The sequence below is a fragment of the Streptomyces sp. NPDC051567 genome, assembly GCF_044454165.1.
Classification (GTDB): domain Bacteria; phylum Actinomycetota; class Actinomycetes; order Streptomycetales; family Streptomycetaceae; genus Streptomyces.
Map to the genome: position 1 here is coordinate 164,270 of NZ_JBITDK010000013.1, position 23,614 is coordinate 187,883.

General features: G+C 73.5%; 22 protein-coding genes. 15 read left to right on the plus strand and 7 right to left on the minus strand.

Annotated elements, in window-relative coordinates; all coding sequences use genetic code 11:
* Positions 1-58: 58 nt before the first annotated feature.
* A complete protein-coding gene (locus ACIA5F_RS17150; RefSeq protein WP_399353648.1) occupies positions 59-268 on the plus strand; it encodes a hypothetical protein in 210 nt (69 codons plus the stop codon).
* Complete coding sequence (locus ACIA5F_RS17155) at positions 265-642, plus strand: hypothetical protein (RefSeq protein WP_399353650.1); 378 nt, start codon at positions 265-267, stop codon at positions 640-642. The genes ACIA5F_RS17150 and ACIA5F_RS17155 overlap by 4 nt, the downstream gene beginning before the upstream one ends.
* 102 nt (positions 643-744) lie before the next feature.
* On the opposite strand, the gene ACIA5F_RS17160 is transcribed toward ACIA5F_RS17155, so the two are convergent.
* Both ACIA5F_RS17160 and ACIA5F_RS17165 read right to left on the minus strand, forming a co-directional pair.
* Positions 745-1,041: an MTH1187 family thiamine-binding protein gene (locus ACIA5F_RS17160; protein WP_399353652.1), complete on the minus strand. Its 297-nt coding sequence runs from the start codon at positions 1,039-1,041 to the stop codon at positions 745-747.
* Entirely contained in the window at positions 1,038-1,382 is a 345-nt protein-coding gene (locus tag ACIA5F_RS17165; protein WP_399353654.1) for a DUF3817 domain-containing protein, read from the minus strand. The genes ACIA5F_RS17160 and ACIA5F_RS17165 overlap by 4 nt, the downstream gene beginning before the upstream one ends.
* Before the next feature lie 229 nt (positions 1,383-1,611).
* Here ACIA5F_RS17165 and ACIA5F_RS17170 point away from each other — a divergent pair, with 229 nt between their 5' ends.
* The 4 genes from ACIA5F_RS17170 (at position 1,612) to ACIA5F_RS17185 (ending at position 4,335) form a co-directional block, all read left to right on the plus strand.
* Complete coding sequence (locus ACIA5F_RS17170; protein WP_399353656.1) at positions 1,612-2,250, plus strand: AIM24 family protein; 639 nt, start codon at positions 1,612-1,614, stop codon at positions 2,248-2,250.
* Positions 2,250-2,900, plus strand: a complete 651-nt coding sequence (locus ACIA5F_RS17175; RefSeq protein WP_399353658.1) for an AIM24 family protein — start codon at positions 2,250-2,252, stop codon at positions 2,898-2,900. The genes ACIA5F_RS17170 and ACIA5F_RS17175 overlap by 1 nt, the downstream gene beginning before the upstream one ends.
* Positions 2,897-3,724 (plus strand): AIM24 family protein, encoded by an 828-nt coding sequence (locus ACIA5F_RS17180; protein WP_399353660.1) that lies wholly within the window; start codon positions 2,897-2,899, stop codon positions 3,722-3,724. Before ACIA5F_RS17175 ends, ACIA5F_RS17180 begins: the two co-directional genes overlap by 4 nt.
* Before the next feature lie 107 nt (positions 3,725-3,831).
* Positions 3,832-4,335, plus strand: coding sequence for a MarR family winged helix-turn-helix transcriptional regulator (locus ACIA5F_RS17185; protein WP_399353719.1), 504 nt, complete (start codon positions 3,832-3,834; stop codon positions 4,333-4,335).
* Positions 4,336-4,432: 97 nt separating this feature from the next.
* Here the strand turns inward: ACIA5F_RS17185 and meaB are convergent, their stop codons facing one another.
* Both meaB and ACIA5F_RS17195 read right to left on the minus strand, forming a co-directional pair.
* Positions 4,433-5,395 (minus strand): methylmalonyl Co-A mutase-associated GTPase MeaB, encoded by a 963-nt coding sequence (gene meaB, locus ACIA5F_RS17190; protein ID WP_399353662.1) that lies wholly within the window; start codon positions 5,393-5,395, stop codon positions 4,433-4,435.
* Between the two features lie 36 nt (positions 5,396-5,431).
* Positions 5,432-6,628, minus strand: coding sequence for an acetyl-CoA C-acetyltransferase (locus ACIA5F_RS17195; protein WP_399353664.1), 1,197 nt, complete (start codon positions 6,626-6,628; stop codon positions 5,432-5,434).
* Between the two features lie 145 nt (positions 6,629-6,773).
* On the opposite strand from ACIA5F_RS17195, the gene mce reads away from it, so the two are divergent.
* From mce to ACIA5F_RS17230, 7 genes are all read left to right on the plus strand, one after another.
* Positions 6,774-7,202, plus strand: coding sequence for a methylmalonyl-CoA epimerase (mce, locus tag ACIA5F_RS17200; protein ID WP_399353666.1), 429 nt, complete (start codon positions 6,774-6,776; stop codon positions 7,200-7,202).
* Positions 7,203-7,383: 181 nt separating this feature from the next.
* Positions 7,384-12,039: a polarized growth protein Scy gene (gene scy / locus ACIA5F_RS17205; RefSeq protein ID WP_399353668.1), complete on the plus strand. Its 4,656-nt coding sequence runs from the start codon at positions 7,384-7,386 to the stop codon at positions 12,037-12,039.
* A gap of 198 nt (positions 12,040-12,237) precedes the next feature.
* Positions 12,238-13,176 carry a cellulose-binding protein gene (locus ACIA5F_RS17210; RefSeq protein WP_399353670.1) on the plus strand — a complete coding sequence of 313 codons (939 nt, stop codon included), beginning with the start codon at positions 12,238-12,240 and terminating at the stop codon, positions 13,174-13,176.
* A 124-nt stretch (positions 13,177-13,300) separates the two neighbouring features.
* Positions 13,301-14,329: an ABC transporter ATP-binding protein gene (locus tag ACIA5F_RS17215; protein WP_399353672.1), complete on the plus strand. Its 1,029-nt coding sequence runs from the start codon at positions 13,301-13,303 to the stop codon at positions 14,327-14,329.
* 2 nt (positions 14,330-14,331) lie between these two features.
* A complete protein-coding gene (locus ACIA5F_RS17220) occupies positions 14,332-15,111 on the plus strand; it encodes an ABC transporter permease subunit (RefSeq protein WP_399353722.1) in 780 nt (259 codons plus the stop codon).
* Positions 15,112-15,283: 172 nt separating this feature from the next.
* A complete protein-coding gene (locus ACIA5F_RS17225; protein WP_399353674.1) occupies positions 15,284-16,399 on the plus strand; it encodes an ATP-binding cassette domain-containing protein in 1,116 nt (371 codons plus the stop codon).
* Positions 16,396-17,289: an ABC transporter permease gene (locus ACIA5F_RS17230; RefSeq protein WP_399353675.1), complete on the plus strand. Its 894-nt coding sequence runs from the start codon at positions 16,396-16,398 to the stop codon at positions 17,287-17,289. The genes ACIA5F_RS17225 and ACIA5F_RS17230 overlap by 4 nt, the downstream gene beginning before the upstream one ends.
* An 18-nt stretch (positions 17,290-17,307) precedes the next feature.
* Here ACIA5F_RS17230 and ACIA5F_RS17235 read toward each other — a convergent pair whose 3' ends face one another.
* Positions 17,308-17,655, minus strand: coding sequence for an ATP/GTP-binding protein (locus ACIA5F_RS17235; protein WP_399353678.1), 348 nt, complete (start codon positions 17,653-17,655; stop codon positions 17,308-17,310).
* Between the two features lie 212 nt (positions 17,656-17,867).
* On the opposite strand from ACIA5F_RS17235, the gene ACIA5F_RS17240 reads away from it, so the two are divergent.
* On the plus strand, positions 17,868-18,914 hold the full coding sequence (locus ACIA5F_RS17240) for an LLM class flavin-dependent oxidoreductase (protein WP_399353679.1): 1,047 nt from the start codon (positions 17,868-17,870) through the stop codon (positions 18,912-18,914).
* A gap of 205 nt (positions 18,915-19,119) precedes the next feature.
* On the opposite strand, the gene ACIA5F_RS17245 is transcribed toward ACIA5F_RS17240, so the two are convergent.
* Complete coding sequence (locus tag ACIA5F_RS17245; protein ID WP_399353681.1) at positions 19,120-19,512, minus strand: SCO5389 family protein; 393 nt, start codon at positions 19,510-19,512, stop codon at positions 19,120-19,122.
* Positions 19,513-19,732: 220 nt separating this feature from the next.
* On the opposite strand from ACIA5F_RS17245, the gene nucS reads away from it, so the two are divergent.
* A complete protein-coding gene (gene nucS / locus ACIA5F_RS17250; protein WP_399353683.1) occupies positions 19,733-20,404 on the plus strand; it encodes an endonuclease NucS in 672 nt (223 codons plus the stop codon).
* A 174-nt stretch (positions 20,405-20,578) separates the two neighbouring features.
* Here the strand turns inward: nucS and ACIA5F_RS17255 are convergent, their stop codons facing one another.
* Positions 20,579-23,458, minus strand: a complete 2,880-nt coding sequence (locus ACIA5F_RS17255; protein ID WP_399353685.1) for an ATP-binding protein — start codon at positions 23,456-23,458, stop codon at positions 20,579-20,581.
* Between the last annotated feature and the right edge of the window lie 156 nt (positions 23,459-23,614).

Below are 23,614 nucleotides of genomic sequence, written 5' to 3' on the forward strand. Positions count from 1 at the left end.
GCGAGAGTAGGACGTTCCGTCCCTGTGGACCTACGTCGCCCGGCGCCACGATCAACGTATGACGGAGCCGACGCGGTACAGCACCGCACCCATCGAACTGCCGCTGCGCATGGAGCCGGAGCCGACCCCCGCCGAGGGCTGTGCGGGCTGTGCCGAGCTCGCGAGCGTACGGGACCGGGCGCGGGCCGGGGGCGACATGACGACCGTGACCGACTGCAACGTCTTCATGCGGCGGCACCCCGAGGGGCACCCCGAGGGGCACCAGTGATCACACGGGCGGACATCGGCGCGCGGGTCGAGGACGCGTACGGGCGGGTGGGAATCCTGGTCGATCTGATCCCCGACCACGAGGACCCCGCCGAGCGCATCAGGCAGCACGCCGAGCGGGCCGGCCTGGGCGTCTCGGCCTACCTCGTGCACGCCGCCACGCGGCAGATCGCGGAGACCGAGACCGTAGAGGCACAGTTCGCGGGCGTGGACGCCTTGATCGCGGCGTCGGAAGCCGAGGCCACGAGGGCGCCTTCGGAGGCGGACGCGGCGACCGGGGAGCTGACGGAGCAGGAGCGGCAGGAGATCGAAGCCGCCCTCGGCCTCGTCCACGGACCGGATCGGACAGGTACACGTCCAGGACACACCGCGTGAGCACCGCAATCCCGGTCCACGACAGCGGGATGCTCACCGCTCTCACCGCTCTCACCGACCGCAAGGCCAGGCCGTCCACCCGCGTGAAGCCCCGCAGGCTGGTCAGTCCGTGGCGAGGTGGCGTTCCACCGTCTCCACCTTGGAGGTGATGCCGTCGGTGACACCGGGGCGGATGTCGGCCTTGAGGACGAAGGAGACCCGGGGGGCGCGGGCCTCCACCGCGGCCACCGCGCGCCGGACCACGTCCATCACTTCGTCCCAGTCGCCCTCGACGGTGGTGAACATCGCGTCGGTGCGGTGGGGCAGCCCGGACTCGCGCACGACCCGGACGGCGTCGGCGACGTACTCGCCGACCTCCTCGCCGACCCCCAGCGGGGTCACCGAGAACGCGACGATCACGCGTCGGCCGCCTCTCGGGCGCGGGCCGCGATCACGCTGTCGGCCTCGTCGCGCTTGAGGATCTTGTCGCCGTAGAGACCGCCGAAGGGGACCACCGCGAGCACGAAGAACAGGAGGGCCTTCGTGAACGGCCACTTCGCCCGGTACCAGACGTCCAGCAGGAAGACCGCGTAGATGACGAAGAGGATGCCGTGGATGATGCCGAGCGGCATCATCAGGTAGTCGATGTCCGAGACCCGGCTCAGCAGCGAGCCGAAGATCAGCAGGGCCGGGAAGGAGAGCGCCTCCGGTACGGAGATGAGGCGCAGCCGGTGCAGGGCGGAGGCGGTCTTGATGTCCACGTGGAACCTTCGGGGGGTGGCGGCCGGGGGGCGGTCCCAGTGTCTCAGCCGCTTTGCGCGATCTTGACCCGGGCCCCCGGACCCACGACGCGCCCGGCCACCGCGCGCCGCCCACCGCACCCGGCGACCGCGTCCGGCCCGCGCCCCGGCCGTCCGGGTGTGACGGGATGGGCGGGATATCGGCCACAGGGCCCTGTTCGTACCCGCCCGCTGCCGATACCGTCTTCCCGTGGCTCAGTTCCGACTCCAAGGCAGCAAGGTGCTCGCCGTCGACCTGACCGGGGACGCCGTCAAAGCGAAGAACGGCTCCATGGTCGCGTACGACGGCCGGATGACCTTCAAGAAGATGACCGGCGGCGGTGAGGGGCTCCGGGGGATGGTGACCCGGCGGCTGACCGGCGAGCAGATGACCGTGATGGAGGTCGAGGGACACGGCACCTGCTTCTTCGCCGACCGCGCGAGCGAGATCAACCTGGTCGGCCTGGACGGCGAGAAGCTGTACGTCGAGTCCAGCAACCTGCTGTGCGCCGACGCCGGCCTGCGCACCGGGACGGCCTTCACCGGCCTGCGCGGGGCCTCCCACGGCGGGGGCCTGTTCACCACGACCGTCGAGGGCTCGGGCCGGGCGGCGATCCTGTCCGACGGCCCGGCGGTGGTGCTGCGCGTCAGCGCCGCGTACCCGCTCTCCGTGGACCCGGGCGCGTACATCGCGCACACCGGCGGCCTGCGGCAGTCCTTCCAGTCCGGTGTGAACTTCCGCACGCTGATCGGCGAGGGTTCCGGCGAGGCGTTCCAGATCCGTTTCGAGGGCGAGGGGCTCGTGTACGTGCAGCCCAGCGAGCGCAACACCGTCGGGGGCGAGATCTGATGCCGTTCCGTGAGATCAACCCGAAGGTGGTCGAGGCCCAGCTCGTCCCGGGGCAGCGGATGTACAGCCAGCGCGGCGCGATGCTCGCCTACCGCGGCGAGGTCTCCTTCACCCCGAGCCTGACCGGCGGCCAGGGCGGGGTCATGAGCATGATCGGGCGCCGGGTGGCGAACGAGCAGACGCCGCTGATGACGGTCGAGGGCAACGGCACGGTGCTCTTCGGCCACGGCGGTCACCACATCCAGGTGATCAACCTGGCCGGGGACACCCTGCACGTCGAGGCCGACCGGCTCCTCGCCTTCGACGGCGCCCTCCAGCAGGGCACCGTGTTCCTGGGCGCGCAGGGCGGGGTCATGGGCGTGGTGCGCGGCCAGGTGACCGGCCAGGGCCTGTTCACCACGACGCTCAAGGGCCACGGCTCGGTCGCCGTGATGGCCCACGGCGGGGTCGTCGAACTCCCCGTCACCCCGCAGCGCCCGGTCCACGTGGACCCGCAGGCGTACGTCGCCCACCACGGCGAACTCCGCAACCGGCTCTCCACCGCGCTCGGCTGGCGGGACATGGTGGGGCGCGGCTCGGGCGAGGCGTTCCAGCTGGAACTGTCGGGTCAGGGTGCGGTGTTCGTCCAGGCATCGGAGGAGAAGCTGTGATCCACGCTCCCGCGCCGGGCGGCGCCGGTGGTCCGGAGGTCTTCGATCCGTACACCCTGCCCCGCGACGACAACGTGAACCCGTACACCTTCTGCGTGGAGCTCAAGGGGAACCAGTGGTTCCTGCAGAAGGGCAAGATGATCGCGTACTACGGGAACATCGAGTTCAACGGCATCGGCCACGGCCGGTTCGACCGGCTGCTGCGCACGAGCTTCCATTCGCCGGTGCACGCGGGCGACTGGGTGGTGGCCGAGGGGCAGGGCAAGATGCTCCTGGCCGACCGGGCCTTCGACGTGAACTCGTACGACCTGGAGAACGGGAACCTGACGATCAGGTCGGGCAACCTGCTCGCGTACCAGCCCTCGCTGGCGCTGAAGCAGTCGATCGTCCCGGGGTTCCTGACGCTGATCGGGACGGGCACGTTCGTGGCGGCGTCCAACGGGCCGGTGGTCTTCATGGAGCCGCCGCTGCGGGTGGACCCGCAGGCGCTGGTGGGCTGGGCGGACTGCCCTTCGCCGTGCCACCACTACGACCACGGCTACCTGTCCGGCGTCATGGGCGGCCTGCGCGCGCTGACCGGCGCCGGCGGCGCCTCGGGCGAGGAGCACCAGTTCGAGTTCGTGGGGGCGGGGACGGTGCTGCTCCAGTCGTCGGAGATGCTGATGCCGGAGCGTGCGGTGGGCGTGATCGACGCGGAGCCGGGCGTCCCGGGCGGCGGCCACGGTGGTCACGGCGGCCCCGGGTCACAGGGCTCCGCAGGTCAGCTGGGCGTGCCCCGGATGCCGGGGCAGCTGGGTGATCTCCAGCGCCGTTTCGGGCTCTGAGCCCCTTGGCAGCCCTTTCGCGGTCCCTCCCCGATCTTCCTTCCCGATCTTCCTCCCATTTTTTGTACGTAATTCAACTTCTTAGGTAGAATTCATTCATGGAGACCATCGAGACCGAGACGGCCACCTTCCCCCGGACCCCGTCCGGGGAAACCCCCTGGCTGACCGATGCCGAACAGTGCGTCTGGCGCACCCACCTGGACGTCAGCAGACTGCTGATGCACCAGCTGGAGAAGGATCTCCAGCCCTTCGGGCTCACCAACAACGACTACGAGATCCTCGTGAACCTCTCGGAGTCGCCGGACCACAGGATGCGGATGAGCGACCTCGCCACCGCCACCCTGCAGTCCAAGAGCCGGCTGTCCCACCAGATCACCCGTATGGAGGCGGCCGGGCTGGTCCGCCGGGTGAACTGCGAGTCCGACCGCCGCGGCCTGTACGCGGTGCTCACGGACGAGGGCATGGAGACGATGCGGAAGGTCGCCCCGCACCACGTGGCGTCCGTCCGCCGCCACTTCATCGACCTGCTGCCGCCGGAGGCGCTGGCGGCGCTCCGGACCTCGCTGGGCCCGGTCGCCGACCACCTCCGGGAGAACCGCGGCAAGGCCTGACCCGGGCCGGACCGGATCTGATCGGGCCGGGCCTGACCGGTGGGGGCGGGCCGCACCCCGCCCCCACCGGAACCTGACCCCACCAGGCCCGGCGGGGTCAGGTTTCGGCCAGGCTGTCCAGCAGCGCGTCCGCCGCCGTGTACGGGTCCAGCTCGCCGGTCGCGACCCTGGCCGCCAGCGCGTCCAGCCGGGCGTCACCGTGCAGGTCCGCCAGCCGCGCCCGCAGCGAGGTGATGGCGATGGTCTCCACCTCCCGCGCCGCCCGAGCCGTCCGCCGCTCGGCCAGCACCCCGCGCTCCCGCGTCCACGCCCGGTGCTTCTCCAGCGCCTCGACCAGCTCCTCGATGCCCTGGCCACGGGCGGCGACGGTCTTGACGATCGGCGGACGCCAGTCCCCCGGGCCCCGGGACTCCCCCAGGCCCAGCATGTGGTGGAGCTCCCGGGCGGCGGCGTCCGCGCCGTCCCGGTCCGCCTTGTTCACCACGTAGACGTCGCCGATCTCCAGGATGCCCGCCTTCGCGGCCTGGATGCCGTCGCCCATCCCGGGGGCCAGCAGCACCACCGAGGTGTCGGCCTGCGAGGCGATCTCCACCTCCGACTGCCCGACCCCGACCGTCTCGACGAGGATCACCTCGCACCCGGCCGCGTCCAGCACCCGGATCGCCTGCGGGGCGGCCCAGGCCAGGCCGCCCAGGTGGCCCCGGGTGGCCATGGAGCGGATGTAGACCCCCGGATCGGAGGCGTGGTCCGACATCCGCACCCGGTCGCCCAGGAGCGCGCCCCCGCTGAAGGGCGAGGAGGGGTCGACCGCGAGCACGCCGACCCGCCTGCCCGCCTTGCGGTACGCGGAGACCAGGGCCGAGGTGGTCGTGGACTTGCCCACGCCCGGGGACCCCGTCAGGCCCACCACGTACGCCCCGCCGGTCAGCGGGGCCAGGGCCGCCATCACCTCCCGCAGCTGCGGGGACGCCCCCTCGACCAGGGAGATCAGCCGGGCCACGGCGCGCGGCCGGCCCTCCCGGGCCTGGGCCACCAGCAGGGGGACGTCCACCGTCGTCATCGCGCTACCACCCGCGCCTCTCCTCCCGCACCGTGTTCATCGCGGGACGCGCACGATCAGCGCGTCGCCCTGCCCGCCGCCGCCGCAGAGCGCCGCGGCGCCGGTTCCGCCGCCCCGGCGCCGCAGCTCCAGCGCCAGGTGCAGGACCAGGCGGGCGCCGGACATGCCGATCGGGTGCCCGAGGGCGATCGCGCCGCCGTTGACGTTCACCTTCTCCGAGGTCACGCCGAGGTCCTTCATCGACTGCACGGCGACCGCCGCGAACGCCTCGTTGATCTCGATGAGGTCCAGGTCGGCGACGTCCAGGCCCTCCTTCGCCAGGGCGTGCAGGATCGCGTTCGACGGCTGCGACTGGAGCGAGTTGTCCGGGCCCGCCACATTGCCGTGGGCGCCGATCTCGGCGAGCCACTCCAGGCCCAGTTCCTCGGCCTTGGCCCGGCTCATCACGACCACGGCGGCGGCGCCGTCGCTGATCGGGGAGGAGGAGCCGGCGGTGATGGTGCCGTCCGCCGCGAAGGCCGGACGCAGCCCGGCGAGGGTCTCCACCGTGGTCCCCGGGCGGATGCCCTCGTCCTCGGAGACGACGATCGGCTCGCCCTTGCCCTGGACGGCCACCGGGGTGATCTCGGCCGCGAAGAGGCCGTTCTTGCGCGCGGCGGCGGCCCGCTGGTGCGAGGCGGCGGCGAAGGCGTCCTGCGGGGCGCGGCCGATGCCGAGGCGGGCGTTGTGCTTCTCGGTGGACGCGCCCATCGCGATGTTCTCGTAGGCGTCGGTGAGGCCGTCGTGGGCCATCGAGTCGAGCACCTCGACGGCGCCGTACTTGTACCCCTGGCGGGAACCGGGCAGCAGGTGCGGCGCGTTGGTCATGGACTCCTGGCCGCCCGCGACCACGATGTCGAACTCCCCGGCGCGGATGAGCTGGTCGGCGAGGGCGATCGCGTCCAGGCCCGACAGGCACACCTTGTTGACGGTGAGCGCGGGCACGCTCATCGGGATGCCGCCCTTGACGGCCGCCTGGCGGGCCGGCATCTGGCCCGCACCGGCCTGGAGGACCTGGCCCATGATCACGTACTGCACCTGGTCGCCGGAGATCCCGGCCCGCTCCAGTGCGGCCTTGATGGCGAAGCCTCCGAGGTCGGTGCCCGAGAAGGACTTCAGCGAACCGAGCAGCCGTCCCATGGGCGTGCGTGCCCCGGCGACGATCACGGAAGTGGTGTGGTTCGATCCGGTCATGAGGGCGAATCCCCTTTCAGCGGGGAAGCTGAGAAGTGAACGAGGGTTTACTTCAATGTACTGAGCGGTACGGCGGCGGTCACCGGGCTGCCGGTGTGATCGCGCGCACGTTGCGTGACCGGCCTCCCGGCGGTGCACTGGTCCCATGCTGACAAGAATCGACCACATCGGGATCGCCTGCTCCGACCTCGACAGGACTGTCGAGTTCTACCGTGCCACGTACGGCTTCGAGGTGTTCCACACCGAGGTCAACGAGGAGCAGGGCGTCCGCGAGGCCATGCTGAGGATCAACGGGACCTCCGACGGCGGCGCCTCCTACATCCAGCTCCTGGAACCGGTCCGCGAGGACTGCGCGGTGGCCAAGTGGCTGGCCAGGAACGGGGAGGGGGTCCACCACATCGCCTTCGGCACCGAGGACGTCCACGGCGACTCCGAGGTCATCCGCGGCAAGGGCGTCCGCGTCCTGTACGACGAGCCCCGCACCGGCTCCATGGGCTCCTCGATCACCTTCCTGCACCCCAAGGACTGCCACGGCGTGCTCACGGAACTGGTCACCGCCGCCCCGCGGCACTGATGCCCCGATTCCCCGGCCGGTAGAGTGGCACTGGCTCGGCCGGGGTTCGGTGCGGAGACGGGGTCGGGTCCTGTGACCTCTGCCCCGGTATCTGACACGATTCCCCGGGGGCGCCGTTCAGCGGGCGGACGGTGCTCATTTGGGAGTGAGCTTGCGACCAGGGGACGGATGGGACCGCGCTGTGCGGGGCTACGAAAGCCAGGAGAGCCATCAGGCCGAGGCCGACCATCTCTCGCGGTTCGAGGCCGAGATGGAGCGGCTGAAGAAGGAACGCGGGAAGGCCGTCCAGCACGCCGATGACCTGGGGTACCAGGTCGAGGTGTTGCGCGCCAAGCTCCACGAGGTGCGCCGGGCCCTGGCGTCCCGCCCCGCCTACGACGGCGCGGACATGGGCTACCAGGCGGAGCAGATGCTCCGCAACGCTCAGATCCAGGCCGACCAGATGCGCTCGGACGCCGAACGCGAGCTGCGGGACGCGCGGGCGCAGACCCAGCGCATCCTCCAGGAGCACGCCGAGCACCAGGCACGGCTCCAGGCCGAGCTGCACACCGAGGCCGTCAACCGGCGCCAGCGGCTGGACCAGGAGCTCAACGAGCGCCGCCAGACCGTCGAGGCGCACGTCAACGAGAACGTGGCCTGGGCCGAGCAGCTGCGGGCCCGTACGGAGTCCCAGGCGCGCCGGCTCATGGACGAGTCCCGCGCCGAGGCCGAGCAGTCGCTGAACGGCGCCCGCGCCGAGGCCGCCCGGCTCGCCGAGGAGGCCCGGCGCAGGCTCGCGGCCGACGCGGAGACCTCCCGCGCCGAGGCCGAGTCGACCTTGCTGCGCGCCCGCAAGGAGGCCGAGCGGCTGCTGACCGCCGCCTCCGCGCAGGCCCAGGAGGCCACCGAGCACGCGGAGCGGCTGCGCACCACCACCACCGCCGAGGCCGAGCAGACCCGGCAGCAGACCCTGGACCTGGGCCGGGTGGCCGAGTCCCGGGTGCAGGAGGCGGACGGCACGCTGCGCGGGGCCCGCGCCGAGGCCGAGAAGCTCCTCGCGGAGGCCGGGGAGAGCGCCTCCCGGCAGCTGGCGTCGGCGGAGTCGGTCAACGAGCAGCGCACCCGGACGGCCAAGGAGCAGGTGGCCCGGCTGGTCGGCGAGGCCACCAAGGAGGCCGAGGCGCTGCGGGCCGAGGCCGAGCAGGCGCTGGCGGACTCCCGCGCGGACGCCGAGCGGCTGCGCGCCGAGGTCGCCGAGCAGGCCCGTACCACCGCGGCCGAGGACACGGCGGCGCAGCTGGCGAAGGCCGCGCGCACCGCCGAGGACGTACTGAACAAGGCGTCCGAGGACGCCCGCGCCACCACCCGGGCCGCGTCCGAGGAGGCCGAGCGCATCCGGGGCGAGGCCGAGGCGGAGGCCGGACGGCTGCGCGCCCAGGCGGCGGCCACGGCCGACCAGCTCAAGGGCGCCGCGAAGGACGACACCGAGGAGTACCGGGCCCGTACGGTCGAACTCCAGGCGGAGGCCCGGCGGTTGCGCGGCGAGGCCGAGCAGTTGCGCGCGGAGGCCGTCGCCGAGGGCGAACGCATCCGGGGCGAGGCCCGCCGCGAGGCGGTCCAGCAGATCGAGGAGGCGGCCCGGACCGCCGAGGAGCTGCTCGGCAAGGCCAAGGCGGACGCGGACGAGCTGCGCGGCGGGGCGAGCGCCGAGAGCGAGCGGGTGCGTTCCGAGGCCGTCGAGCGGGCGGCCACGCTGCGCCGGCAGGCCGAAGAGACCCTGGAGCGCACCCGCGCCGAGGCGGAGCTGCTGCACACCGAGGCGGCGGAGCACGCGCAGAGCGTGCGCGCCGAGGCGGACGCGGCGGCCCGGAGCCGGCGCGAGGAGACCGAACAGGCACTGGCCGCGAAGCGCGCGGAGGCCGAGGAGGAGCTCGGCCGGCTCCAGACGGACGCCGAGTCCCGGCTGACCACGGCCGAACAGACGCTGCGCGACGCCCGCACGGCGGCGGAGGGCATCCGCCGGGAGAGCGCCGAGGAGGGCGACCGGCTGCGGGCCGAGGCGGCCGAGCGGGTCCGCGGCCTCCAGGCCCAGGCGGAGTCCGAGGCCGACCAGCTGCGCACGGAGGCGGCGCAGGACGCCGGACGGGCGCGCGCGGAGGCCGAGCAGTCCGCCGTGCGGATGCGCGGTGAGGCCGAGGCCGAGGCGGAGCGGGTGCGCGCGGAGGCCCAGGAGACCGCGGACCGGCTGCGCGCGGAGGCGAAGGCGGCGGGCGAGCGGGTCGCGGCCGAGGCCGCGGAGGCGCTGGCCGCCGCCCAGGAGGAGGCCGCCCGGCGGCGCCGGGAGGCCGAGCAGACGCTGGCGTCGGCCCGGACGGACGCGGAGAACGAGCGGGCGCAGGCCCGTGAGCAGAGCGAGGAGCTGCTGGCGCAGGCCCGCAGGCGCTCGGAGGAGGCCCAGGCCGAGGCGGCCCGGCTGACCGAGGAGGCCGAGCGGCGCGCGTCGGAGCTGGTGGCGGCGGCGGAGACCACCGCCCAGCAGGTACGGGACTCCGTGGCCGGGCTGCACGAGCAGGCCGAGGAGGAGATCGCCGGGCTGCGCGGCGCGGCCGAGGAGGCGGCGGGGCGGACCCGGACCGAGGCCGAGGAGGAGGCCGCCCGGGTGCGCGCGGACGCCTCCTCGGAGCGCGAGCGGGCCACCGGGGACGCCGACCGCATCCGCAGCGAGGCGCGGGCGGAGACGGACGCGGCGAAGGCGCTGGCGGAGCGCACGGTCGGCGACGCGATCGCCGAGGCCGAGCAGTTGCGCGGCGACACCGCCGAGTACGCGCAGCGGGTACGGACCGAGGCCACGGACGCGCTGGCCTCGTCCGAGCGGGACGCCTCCCGGACCCGGGCGGACGCCCGGCAGGACGCGAACCGCATCCGCGGCGAGGCGGCCCAGGAGCTGGAGGCGGCGCGCGCCGAGGGCGGGCGGCTCGTCTCGGAGGCGACGGCGGAGGCCGAGCGGCTCACCGAGGAGACCCTCGAAGCCAACGCGGCGACGGTCGGCGAGGCCACCGCCGAGGCGGAGCGGATCACCACCGAGGCCGCGGCGGCGGCGGACGCCACCCGTACGGAGGCGGCCCGGACCCTGGACGAGGCCCGCGCGGAGGCCGGACGGCTGCGCACCGAGGCCGCCGAACAGGCCGACCACCTCATCACCGAAGCCACGACCGAAGCGGAACGGCTCACCGGGCTGGCGGCCGGGACCCTGGCCGGGGCGGAGCGGGACGCCGCGCTGACGCTGGAGGAGGCGCGCGCGGAGGGCGGCCGGCTGGTCGCCGAGACCCGCGCGGCCAACGAGCTCACGGTCGGCGAGGCGGCCACCGAGGCGGAGCGGCTGCGCACCGAGGCGGCCCGGACCCTGGACGAGGCGCGCGCGGAGGCCGGACGGCTGCGCACCGAGGCCGCCGAACAGGCCGACCACCTCATCACCGAGGCCACGACCGAAGCGGAACGGCTCACCGAGGAGACCCTCGAAGCCAACGCGGCGACGGTCGGCGAGGCCGCCACCGAGGCGGAGCGGCTGCGCACCGAGGCGGCGCGGACCCTGGACGAGGCCCGTGCGGAGGGCGGCCGGGTCATCGGCGAGGCCACCGCGGAGGCGGAGCGGGTCACGGTCGCGGCGAACGAGACCCTGGCGGGCGCCGAGCGCGAGTCCGAGCAGACGCTGGACGAGGCCCGCGCGGAGGCCGGACGGCTGCGCACCGAGGCCGCCGAACAGGCCGACCACCTCATCACCGAGGCCACGACCGAAGCGGAACGGCTCACCGAGCGGACCCGCGAGGAGAACGCGGCGACGGTCGGCGAGGCGGCCACCGAGGCGGAGCGGCTGCGCGCGCAGGCGTCGCAGGCGCTGTCCTCGGCGCAGGAGCACGCGGCCCGGACCCGGTCGGAGGCCGGACGGGTCGAGGCGCAGGCGGCACAGGCGGCGGAGCGGACCCGCGCCGAGGCCCGTACGGAGTCCGAGCGGCTGCTGGACGAGGCCCGCGAGGAGGCCAACAAGCGGCGCAGCGAGGCCGCGGCCCAGGCCGACCGGCTCGTCACCGAGTCGTCCGCGGAGGCGGACCGGCTCACGGCGGACGCCCGGGAGCGGGCCCTCGCCGCGACCACGTCGGCCGAGGAGCAGGCCGACGCGATGGTGGACGCGGCCCGCGAGGAGGCCGGACGGATCACCTCGGAGGCGACCGTCGAGGGCAACTCCCTGGTGGAGAAGGCCCGTACGGACGCGGACGAGCTGCTGGTCGGGGCGCGTACGGACGCGTCGGCCATAAGGGAGCGGGCGGAGGAGCTGCGCGGCCGGGTGGAGTCCGAGGTCGAGGAGTTGCACGAGCGGGCCCGCCGGGAGTCGGCCGAGCAGATGAAGTCGGCGGGCGAGCGCGTGGACAAGCTGGTGCGGGCGGCGACCGAGCAGAGCGTCGAGGCCGAGGCGAAGGCGAAGTCGCTGGTGTCGGAGGCGAGCAGCGAGGCGAGCAAGGTCCGTATCGCCGCGGTGCGCAAGGCGGAGGCGCTCCTCAAGGAGGCCGAGCAGAAGAAGGCCGACGTGGTCCGGGCGTCCGACGCGGCCCTCACCGAGGCGCGGGCGGAAGCGGCGCGGATCGTCGACGAGGGCCGCGGCGAGCTGGAGGTCCTGGTGCGCCGGCGTGAGGACATCCAGGCGGAGATCTCCCGTGTCCAGGACGTTCTTGAGGCGTTGGAGTCATTCGAGGCGCCTTCGGGTGGCGCGAGGCCCGCGGCCGGTGGCCAGGGCTCGGGGGGCGTGAAGGCCGGCGCGGCAGCGGGTTCCACCCGTTCGGGTGGCAAGACGTCAGAAGGCTAGCCAACGACCGGAGATGTGTGGTTCTGACGGATGTTCAGGCGGGCGGGCGACAAGCACTCCGTGGTCCCGCCACTCAAAAGGGGTGTCATTGTCCAGATCAAACGCGGATTGACTCGATGACACGCCGCCCTGGCGCCTAGGATTCCCCTCAACACCTCACTCACGTAGCACCTCATCGTCTCATTCGACAGGAACCCCATGAGCGACACTTCCTCCCCCTTCGGCTTCGAGCTCGTGCGGCGTGGTTACGACCGCGGTCAGGTGGACGACCGCATTACCAAGCTGGTCTCCGACCGCGACAGCGCCCTTGGACGTATCAACTCTCTGGAAAAGCGGATCGAGGAGCTGCACCTCGAAACGCAGAACGCCCAGGCCCAGGTGAGCGACGCCGAGCCGTCGTACGCCGGTCTCGGCGCCCGGGTCGAGAAGATCCTGCGGCTGGCCGAGGAGGAGGCGAAGGACCTTCGCGAGGAGGCCCGTCGCGCGGCCGAGCAGCACCGTGAGCTGGCCGAGTCGGCTGCCCAGCAGGTGCGCAACGACGCCGAGTCGTTCGCCGCCGACCGCAAGTCGAAGGCGGAGGACGAGGGCGTCCGCATCGTCGAGAAGGCCAAGGGCGACTCCTCCACCCTGCGCGCCGAGGCCCAGAAGGACGCGGCCTCCAAGCGCGAGGAGGCCGACGCGCTCTTCGAGGAGACCCGCGCCAAGGCCGCCCAGGCCGCCGCGGACTTCGAGACCAACCTCGCCAAGCGCCGTGAGCAGTCCGAGCGCGACCTGGCCTCGCGTCAGGCCAAGGCCGAGAAGCGTCTCGCCGAGATCGAGCACCGCGCGGAGCAGCTGCGTCTGGAGGCCGAGAAGCTCCGTACGGACGCCGAGCGCCGGGCCCGCCAGACCGTGGAGACCGCGCAGCGCCAGGCCGAGGACATCGTGGCCGACGCCAACGCCAAGGCCGACCGCATCCGCAGCGAGTCCGAGCGCGAGCTGGCGGCGCTCACCAACCGCCGCGACTCGATCAACGCGCAGCTGACCAACGTCCGCGAGATGCTGGCCACGCTGACCGGCGCGGCGGTGGCCGCCGCCGGTTCCCCGATCGACGACGAGCCGGTCACCCGCGGCGTCCCGGCGCAGCAGACCCGGTAGTCACCGGTCCGGCGGGCACCCCGCAGACCTGGCCGGACCCGGCCGCGCAAGCGCCGGGACAAGGGTCGTACCTCACCTCTTTCCGAGGTGGCGTACGGCCCTTCGGCGTTCTAGCGTGAGCCCCATGATCGAGCTTGAGGGCCTTACGAAGCGCTTCGGCGCGAAGACCGCCGTGGACCACCTCAGCTTCCGGGTCAGACCGGGGGTGGTGACCGGCTTCCTCGGCCCCAACGGGGCGGGGAAGTCCACGACCATGCGCATGATGCTCGACCTCGACAACCCGACCAGCGGAACGGTCCGGATCGACGGGAAGCACTACCGGGACCTGCCGGAGCCACTGAAGTACATCGGAGCGCTGCTCGACGCGAAGGCCATGAACGGTGGCCGCAGCGCCTACAACAACCTGCTGTGCCTGGCGCAGTCGAACCGCATCCCGGAGCGCCGGGTCACCGAGGTGCTGGACCTCGTCGGCCTGACGCCCGTGGCCAGGAAGAAATCGAAAGGATTTTCGCTCGGCATGGGGCAGCGGCTGGGGATCGCCTCCGCGCTCCTCGGTGATCCGGAAATCCTGATGTTCGACGAACCCGTCAATGGTCTGGACCCCGAGGGAATTCTCTGGATTCGCAATCTGATGAAGGGCCTGGCCTCGGAGGGAAGGACGATCTTCGTCTCCTCCCACCTGATGAGCGAAATGGCACTGACCGCAGACCATTTGGTCGTCATCGGACAGGGAAAGCTCCTCGCCGACCTGTCCATGGCCGATTTCATCCAGCAGAACTCCCGCAGTTACGTCCGGCTCCGCTCACCGCAGCCGGAACAGCTCAAGGACACCCTGCACGCGGCCGGCATCACCTCCGTCGACGTCCCGGACACCGGCGCGCTGGAGGTCGACGGCGTGGGCCCGGAGCGGCTCGGCGAGCTGGCCGCCCAGCACCGGATCGTGCTGCACGAACTCAGCCCGCAACGGGCCTCACTGGAAGAAGCGTTCATGCGGATGACGGCGGACTCCGTCGAGTACCACGCCCACGCCCCGGGCGCCGGCCTCCCCGGCGGACCGGCCCCGGCCGGTACGGCCACCGGCGACCCGGCCCGGCCCGCCGACGTCCCCGCCTGGGGCGCCGGGTTCGACGCGACGCGCAAGGGCGGCGAGTGACCATGGGCTCCTTCCCCGCCGTCCTCCTGTCCGAGTGGACCAAGATCCGCACGGTCTCCTCCACGATCTGGACCCTGATCGCCGCCCTGGTGGTCACGGTCGGGATCAGCGTCGCGCTGTGCGCGTTCATCGCCTCCTCCTTCCAGGACATGCCCGCGGAGCAGCAGGTCACCTTCGACCCGACCCTGTCCAGCTTCGCCGGGATGAGCCTGGGACAGCTGGCGATGATCGTCTTCGGCGTCCTGGTGGTCGGCTCCGAGTACAGCTCGGGCATGATCCGCACCTCGCTGGCCGCGGTGCCGCGCCGCGGCGGCTTCCTCTTCGGCAAGCTCCTCGTCGCGACCGGGCTGGCCCTGGTCACGGGCCTGGTGACCAGCTTCCTCTCCTTCTTCCTCAGCCAGGCGATCCTGGGCTCCCACGGCGTGGGCATCGGCGAGGAGAACGTGCTGCGCGCGGTGATCGGCGCCGGGCTCTACATGGCCATGATCACGCTCTTCTCGATGGGCGTGGCCACGATCCTGCGCAGCCCGATGCTGGCGCTCGGCATCCTGATGCCGTTCTTCTTCCTCGTGTCGAACATCCTCGGGGCGGTCTCGGCGACCCGGAAGGTGGCCCAGTACTTCCCGGACCAGGCCGGCTCCAAGATCATCCAGGTGGTACCGGCGGCGATGGACGGCACCCAGACCCCCTACGGCCCCTGGGGCGGCTTCGGGATCATGGCCCTGTGGACGCTGGCCGCCGTGCTCGGCGGCTACCTGGTCCTGAAGAAGCGGGACGCGTGACCCCACCCGCGACCCCCGCGGGCGGCTTACGCCCCAAGGAGTACGGGAGATTCCCGGGTCGGTCTCAGGGGCAGCTCAGGGACACGGCCCGGGAGGGAACCGCCGGGGACTCGATATCCTCTTAATCCTCACCCGGGACGAAGGACGCCCCGGCCGGCAAGGGGCAGCAAAGATGATCGAGGCAGTCGGGCTGACCAAGCTCTATGGCGCCAAGACCGCCGTCGACCAGCTGTCCTTCCAGGTCAGGCCGGGTCATGTCACCGGATTCCTGGGGCCCAACGGCTCCGGGAAATCCACCACCATGCGCATGATCCTCGGCCTCGACCGGCCCACCTCCGGCCGGGTCACCATCAACGGGCACCCCTTCCGCGAGCTGCCGAACGCCCAGCGCCACGTGGGGGCCCTGCTCGACGCCAAGGCCGTCCACGGCGGCCGGCGGGCCCGCACCCACCTGCTCTCCCTCGCCCAGCTCTCCGGCATCCCGGAGAAGCGGGTCGACGAGGTGCTGGCCGTGGTCGGGCTCCAGGACGTCGCCCGGCAGCGCGCGAAGGGCTTCTCGCTCGGCATGGGCCAGCGGCTCGGCATCGCCGCCGCCCTGCTCGGCGACCCGCAGGTGCTGCTGTTCGACGAACCGGTCAACGGGCTCGACCCCGAGGGCATCCTCTGGGTCCGCGAGCTGATGCGCCGGCTCGCCGCCGAGGGCCGTACCGTCTTCGTCTCCTCCCACCTGATGAGCGAGATGGCGCTGACCGCCGACCACCTGATCGTGATCGGCCGGGGACGGCTGCTGGCCGACATGGGCACCCAGGAGTTCATCACGCACAACTCGGCCGGATTCGCGCGCGTCCGCGCGGCCGACACCGGCCCGGACGGCTGGGACGCGCTGGGTGCGGTCCTGACCAGGGCGGGCGGGCGGGTCCTCCAGGAGCCCGACGGAGCACTGCGCGTGACCGGACTGGAACTGCCCCGCATCGCGGACCTCGCCCACGAGGCGGGCGTCCGCCTGTGGGAGCTCTCGCCGCACCGGGCCTCGCTGGAGGAGGCGTACCTGCGGATGACCCGCTCCTCCGTCGAGTACACCTCCTCCGTCGACCCGCGGGCCGAGCTGTGGGAGCCGGAGCCGCTGACCCTCCCGGTGTGGGAGGACGAGGCCCCGGCGCCGGAGGTCCCGCAGCGGGGGTTCTACGCGCCCGCGCCGCCCGGAGCGGGCGGGCAGCCCTTCCTGATGCCCGCCGCCCCCGGCGAGCTCGCCCGCACCGCGCCGAACGACCCCGAGGACACCCGATGACCGGCCCCGCCCCGACCGGCCCCCCGCACACCCCCGCCGGCCCGGCGCGCGGCCTCACCGGCCCGGCCGCCGCGCCCCCGGAGCGGCCCCGGGTCTACTCCTCGCCGCTGCCCACCCCCCGGCCCCACCTCGGGCACGCGCTCGCCTCGGAGTGGACCAAGCTGGTCTCGGTCCGCTCCACGCTCTGGACGCTCGGCTCGCTCGTGGTGACCGTCGTCGGCGTCGGGCTGCTCTTCATCGTCAAGACCGTGGACCAGGACTACGTGGACATGCCGTTCACCGCGCCCGCCCTCTTCGGCCTGCTCGTCGGACAGCTGGCGGTGATGCTGCTCGGCGTCCTGACCATCACCTCCGAGCACGGCACGGGACTGATCCGCACCACGTTCACCGCCTCCCCCACCCGCTACCGGGTGCTCACCGCGAAGTACCTCGTCTTCGGGGTCACGGCCCTCCTCACCACCGCCGGTTCGGTCTTCGTGGTCGGCCTGGCCGCGCAGATCGTGCACAGCGGACCGGTCGCCGGGCCGCACCCCGACAGCGACTGGCTCGGCGCGCTGGCGGGCTGCGTCTACGTCACGCTGCTGGGCGTGCTCGCCCTCGCCGTCGGCTCGCTGGTCCGGCACTCCGCCGGGGCGGTGGCCGTGATGCTCGGGCTGGTGACGCTGCCGCCGGTGATCGGAGGCATGCTCATCGCCTGGGAGGCCGCCGCGTCCGTGGGGGAGACCACCTTGCGGTACAACGCCCCGGTGGCGCTGATGCAGCTCTTCGGGCTGTCCGACACCAGCGGGGCGCAGCTGCCGGGCGGCTTCGCCCAGATGGCGCTGATCCTGCTGGTCACGGGCGCGGCGGTCGCCGCGTCGTACGTGGTGGTCGGCCGCCAGGACACCTAGGTGTATTGACCCGTGCGGTCAGTACTTCGGCGCGTTCCTGGACCGCTGCACCCGTGAGGTGCGGCGGTCCTTCGCGTTCCAGCACGCCTTGTGCCAGTGCCGCCGGTCGTCCACGCCGCCGTACTCCGGCCAGGCCACCAGGTGCGGGGTGCCGGAGGGGATCTCCTGGTCGCAGCCGGGACAGCGGTAGCGCTTGCCCGCCGCGCTCGCGCCCGCGACGTGCCGCACCCTCCACTCCTCGCCCTGGTACTCCTCGGTGCGTTCCAGTCCGTACCGGTCCAGACTCCCCGGGCCGGGCCCCTGGTCCGCGTCCGGACGGTCGGCTGGATTCCCGCCGCCCCTGGGGCGGTTGTGGCGCGGTGACACGGAATACCTCACGGATGGGGGGACGGCAACGGCTTTCTCCAAGACTACGCGCAGCGAGACCGGGGCACCGCAGGGTCGCGGGTGAAGGATTCCCCGACAATCCCAATAACTTTCCTTCCGGGCCGTGCCCTTGGCACGTGTCAGACGTTGTTGCCGGAAGAGGGACGGTCCACCTGGGGGAGGCCGTCCCGGCCGCGAGGAGGCTGAGCGCGATGCGCGTAGGAGCGTTTGTACTGGCGGCCCAGTTCCCGGGCCAGGGACAGGGCGAGCCGCTGCACCGGGCGGTACGGACCGCCGAGGTCGCCGAGGAGGCCGGGCTCGACTCGGTCTGGCTCGCCGAGCACCACTTCGTGCCGTACGGGGTCTGCCCCTCGGCGGTGACCCTCGCGGCCCTGCTGCTGGGCCGGACCCGGCGGCTGCGGGTGGGCACGGCGGTGAGCGTACTGCCGAGCACGCACCCGGTGGCCCTCGGCGAGCAGGCGGCCCTGCTCCACCTGACCTCGGGCGGCCGGTTCAGCCTCGGGGTCGGGCGGGGTGGCCCGTGGGTCGACCTGGAGGTGTTCGGCGGAGGTCTGGACGCGTACGAGAACGGCTTCCCGGAGGCCCTGGACCTGCTGCGGCGCTGGCTGGACGAGCCGGTGGTGGGGGCCTCGGGCGGGCGGTACGCGTTCCGTGAGGTGGCCGTCGTGCCACGGCCCGCGGAGGCGCTGGGCCGGACCGGAGGCGACGGGCCGGGGCCGGGACCGGAGGTGATCGTCGCCTGCACCTCGCCGGCCTCGGTACGGCTCGCCGCGGCGCGGGGGCTGCCGATGCTGCTGGGCATGCACTGCGGGGACGAGGAGAAGGCCGAGATGGTCGCGCTGTGGCGGCGTACCGCCCTGGCGGCGGGCCACGCGCCGGAGTCCGTGACCGGTGCGGGACACGTCTCGGCGGGGGTCTGCCAGCTGGCGGACCGTACCGAGGACGCCCGCGAGACCCTGCTGAAGTCGATGCCCGGGTGGCTGCGGCAGGGGCTGGAGGCCCATGTGACGGTCGACGGCCGGGGACGCGCGATGCGCGACCCGGTCGCGTACACGGAGCTGCTGTGCTCCCTGCATCCCGTGGGCACCCCGGAGCTGGCGGCCGACCGGCTGGCGGCGACCTCCGAACGCACCGGCATCACCCGGTTCGCCCTCCTGACGGAAGGCTCCGGCGACCTCGCCGCGACGGAGGAGAACGTACGGCGCCTCGGCACCGACGTCCTGCCCCGCCTCGGCTGAGACCAGGGCTGCCGCCCCGGGCAGGAGCGGCAGCGATGAGCGATGTACGGGAACACGGAACTGAGTACGGAACTACAGACAGACATACAGAAGTACGGGCATGCAGAAAGCACAGGCTCAGCAGGCGTGCGGACAGGCGACGGGCCGCCCTCGGACGGGCCCGCCCTCCGGCAAGTACCCGGTACCTACTGCCCAGGTGCTGGCACTAGCAGTCCCGCATCTCCGGTGACTGGTTGAGCAGCTGGCCGCGGATCGACGTGAACTTGGCGAGCCGGTCGTCCACCGAGGGGTCCAGCGGGAACACGGCCACCCGGTGGCAGTTCTGGAAGGCCAGGCGCACTCCGAAGTGGCGCTGCAGCGCACCGCGTATCGCGTCACTCGCGAGCGCGCGCAGCAGCTGCCCGCGCGCCTGCTCGTCGGGCGGCGGCGTCTGGTTGTCGGCGAACTGTCCGCCGTCCACCTTCAGCTGGGCCACCAGCGAGCTGACCATCTCCCATGCGTAGGGCAGGGAGGTCCGGACGCAGTCGACGAAGGCTGCTTCGTCGACCTCGCCTCGCTCGGCCTGTTCGAGTAGGGCCGGTGAGACGTCGAGCGACATGGGTTCTCCTCTCGCGACCCCGGCCGTTCGGGTAGCCGAAGTCTTACGGGCAGGGAGGGAGGCCGCGACGCTGCGTGCACGCTCGGCAACCTCCCGCACACCACGGTAGGCGCCCGGTGGGGACCGCACCAGGAGAATGCGCATACAACGCGCCATCCGCGAACGGGGCTTTCAGGGGCGAATCGCGTGGAGGGCCGTCGGTCGAGTAGCGTTGCCGACCATGCGTCTCGTCATTGCCCGCTGCTCCGTCGACTACGCGGGCCGGCTCACCGCCCATCTGCCCTCGGCACCCCGTCTGATCCTCGTGAAGGCCGACGGCAGTGTCTCGATCCACGCGGACGACCGGGCGTACAAACCGCTCAACTGGATGTCGCCCCCGTGCACCCTCAAAGAGGGGAGCGGGGACGAGGCCGGCGTGTGGACGGTCGTCAACAAAGCGGGCGAGAAGCTCATCATCACGATGGAAGAAGTCCTCCACGACTCCTCCCACGAGCTTGGCATCGACCCGGGTCTGATCAAGGACGGCGTGGAGGCGCACCTCCAGGAGCTCCTCGCCGACCGCATCGACACGCTGGGCGAGGGCTACACGCTCATCCGGCGCGAGTACATGACGGCGATCGGCCCGGTGGACATCCTGTGCCGGGACGCCTCCGGCGCCACGGTGGCCGTGGAGATCAAGCGCCGCGGCGAGATCGACGGTGTCGAGCAGCTCACCCGCTACCTCGAACTGCTCAACCGCGATCCGCACCTGGCTCCGGTGCGGGGCGTCTTCGCGGCCCAGGAGATCAAGCCGCAGGCACGGGTCCTGGCCACCGACCGCGGGATGGACTGCGTGATCCTGGACTACAACGCCATGCGCGGCATCGAGGACGACAAGCTCCGCCTGTTCTGAGCCCCGGACCCCGTTCCGGTTCGCTCCCCGGCCGCCCTGCCGAACCTGGCCAGCCCCTGTTCAGAACCTGAACAGGGGCTTTTCTCCATCACCTGGCCCCTGTTCCGGTCGCGCCTGTTCGCGTCGTCCCGGTTCCGCGCACGCCGGTTCCGGTTCCGGGCGGGCCGGAGGCGGTCAGGTGCCGCTGCCGTGCGCCGCCGCGGCCGGACCCGTCGGGGAAGCCGACGCGGAACCGCCGGGTGTCGGGGGCGTCGACGGGGGCTCCCCGGTGGTCTTCGACGGCGAGGCGGTCCTGGTCGGCCGGGACGCCGGAGAGGTGGAGGCCGGGCGGCGCGGGGGCGTCGTACGGGCCGAGGACGCCGGGTTGGGCCCACCCTCCGGCCTGGTGCTCGGGGACCGGCCCGCGCCGGTCGCCGACGGGGCCGACGGCGAGGACGTCGAGGACGGGACCGGGGCCGACGAGGCGGATTCCGGTACGGGGTCGTGCCCGCCGGTGCCCGGCACCGCGGGGAGGGCCGGGACCGGGGCCGAGGAACCCACCGGCCCCTTCGGCGGGGGCGCGGTCTGCGGCGAGGACATGGCCAGAGCCACCACCGTGCCCAGCGCCACCAGCGTCAGCGCCCCCGCCACCGCCAGGAGAACCAGCCGCCGGCCGGAGGCCGGGGCCGGTCCGGGCACGGGCTCCGGGACGGGCGACAGCTCCGGCGCGGGTGCGGGCGGGAAGGCGTCCTCGAACATCGCGGGCAGGGCGACCGTGGCACCCGGGGGCCGGATCACGGGCGTGACCACGGTCACCGGGGTGGACCGGGAGGCCGGGACCTCAGGGAACGGCGGGGCCCCGGGAACCGGCGGGGTACCGGGGGCGGACGAGGCCTCGGAGGCCGGCGGGGACACCCGCACCACGGGAGTCACCGTGGTCACCTGCACCACCGGCAGCGCGGCCGTCACCGTCGTCGCGGCCACCACCGGGGTCGCGGTGGTCACAGCCTCCGACGCCACAGGTGTCACCGGAGTCACCCGCGTCACCGCCTCAGAAACGGCTGGAACCACCCGGGCATCCTGAGCCGCCCGTGCCACAGGAGCCGCCGGGGCCCGCTCCCCCGACGCCCCGGACACCACCGGGTCCGTGGTGCCCGGCACGACCGCCGCCGCGGGACGCCCCACCGGCCCGGCGGCCGGCGGCACCGGGATCACCGGCGCGAACACCACCGGCCCGGCACCCCCCGCCGCCGGAACCGCCGGAACCACCACCGGAGCCGCAGGGCCCGCTGCCGCCGCCACCGCTCCGGCCGCCGGGGGCACGGCCGCCGTCCCGGCCGCCGGGGGTTCCAGGCGCAGGGGCGGCGACACCGTCGCCCCGGCCGCCCCGGCCGTCTCGCCGTCGGCGACCAGTGCCAGCGCCCGCCGGCCCGTCTCCGTGCCCCGGCGGTCCGCCAGCGCCCCGCGCAGCCCGACCGAGGTCTCCAGCTCCGCCCGCGCCCGGTCCAGCCGTCCCTCGCACAGCGCGAGGACCCCGAGTTCGTGGTGGAAGTACGCCTGTTCCGCGACCTCCCCCGCCTTCCGCGCGGCCTCGGCGCCCGCGCGCAGCACCCGTTCCCACGCCTCCCAGTGGAGCGAGGCCGCGAACGCCGGGGCCGCCGTCCTGGCCAGCAGGACCGCCGCCACCACGTCCGCCCCGGCCAGCGCGGCCAGGACCGCGTCCGCCTCCGCCGCGACCCGCCCCGGGGTCACCGAGGCGTGCCCGGTCCACCAGGCGTAGTGCCGGGCGGCCGTACGGGCCTCCTCCGCCGCGGTGTCCGCGTACCCGGCCTCCGCGAGCTGCCGGGCGACCCCGGCGGCCAGCCGGTAGCGGGGCCCGACCGGGGTCACCAGTCCGCTGCCCAGCAGCTCCGCCACGGCCGTGTCCGCGTGCGCGTCCCCGACCAGCGCGGGCAGGTGCGCGTGGTGGGGCAGTTCGCCGCCCAGCGCGCACGCGATCCGCAGGGCCGCGCGCACCGACCCGCCGGCCCGTGCGGCCAGCAGCGCGGCCGGGGCCGCCGCCTCGGCCGGGGTGGGCAGCGGGACCTCGACGGCCTCGCGCGGGCGGCCCTCGAAGACCCCGGGCTCCTCGTCGTCGTCCTCGGTGCGGCGCAGCCCGTCACGCCCGCGCAGCAGCGCCGCCGCCTGGACGAAGCGCAGCGGCAGCCCTCCGGAGGCGGTGCGCAGCTCCCGCGCCCAGTCGCCCTCTTCCTCCGTGAGCGGCCGTCCCAGCGCGGTCTCCAGCATTTCCGTGCAGGCCTCCTCGCCCAGTCCGCCGAGGAAGACCTCCTCCAGGTGCGTGTCGTCGCAGGCGGCGCGGTTCTCGGGGGTGGCGGCCAGCAGGTAGGCGCACTCGGGGGTGGCGCGCAGCAGTTCGTCGAGGGCGGGGCCGCTCAGCTCCAGGTCGTCGAGGAGGACGACGGCCCCGATCTCCCGTACGCGGTCCAGGAGCACGTCCCGGCCGGGCCGCTCGCCCGGGGCCTCGTACACGGCCGCGTGGAGCGCGTGGAGCAGCTCGCCGGGGTGCTGGTGGCCGTGTCCGGACAGCCGGACGACGCCGTCGGGGGCGAGGTGCGCGCAGCGGTCGGCGACCGCGTCGAGCAGGGTGGTACGGCCCGATCCGGCGGGCCCGGTGAGCCGTACGGACCGGCCCCGGCCCAGCAGTGCGACGAGCCGGTCCCGCTCCTCCTCGCGCTCCGGCGACAGCCGGGCGGCCGGGAGGGGCCCCGGCGGTACGGGGGGCCGTGCGGCGGCGTCCCGCGCGGCGCGGGCGGCGGCTGCGCGCCGGGCGGGGCGTTCGGCGCGGGCGGTGCGGTCCGGGCGGTCGGCTCCGGCGGCGCCCGGCCCGGCCACGGCGGTCGTGGCCCCCGATCCGGTTCCGGTTCCGGTGTCGGACGGTCTCGCCTCGATCCCGGTGCCGTCGGCGGGGTCGACGGTGAGGGCGAAGGCCCCGGCGGTCAGCGCGGCCTGTCGTGCGCCGCCCGTGCCGGGCACGCCCGTGTCCTGTCCTTGAGTGCGCCCGTGCGTGCGGTCCATGACCAAGTCCCCCGATCGCGGGCCGTACGCCTCGCCGTCGTGCCACCCCGCCCGGTCTTCGCACACCGTTGTCGCCGCCGGTTCGGTTTCCGCCCGACCCTAGACCGTGGCCGCCGGGGCGGGAACCGCCGGGGTGCTCCCGTCAAGGAACCCCGC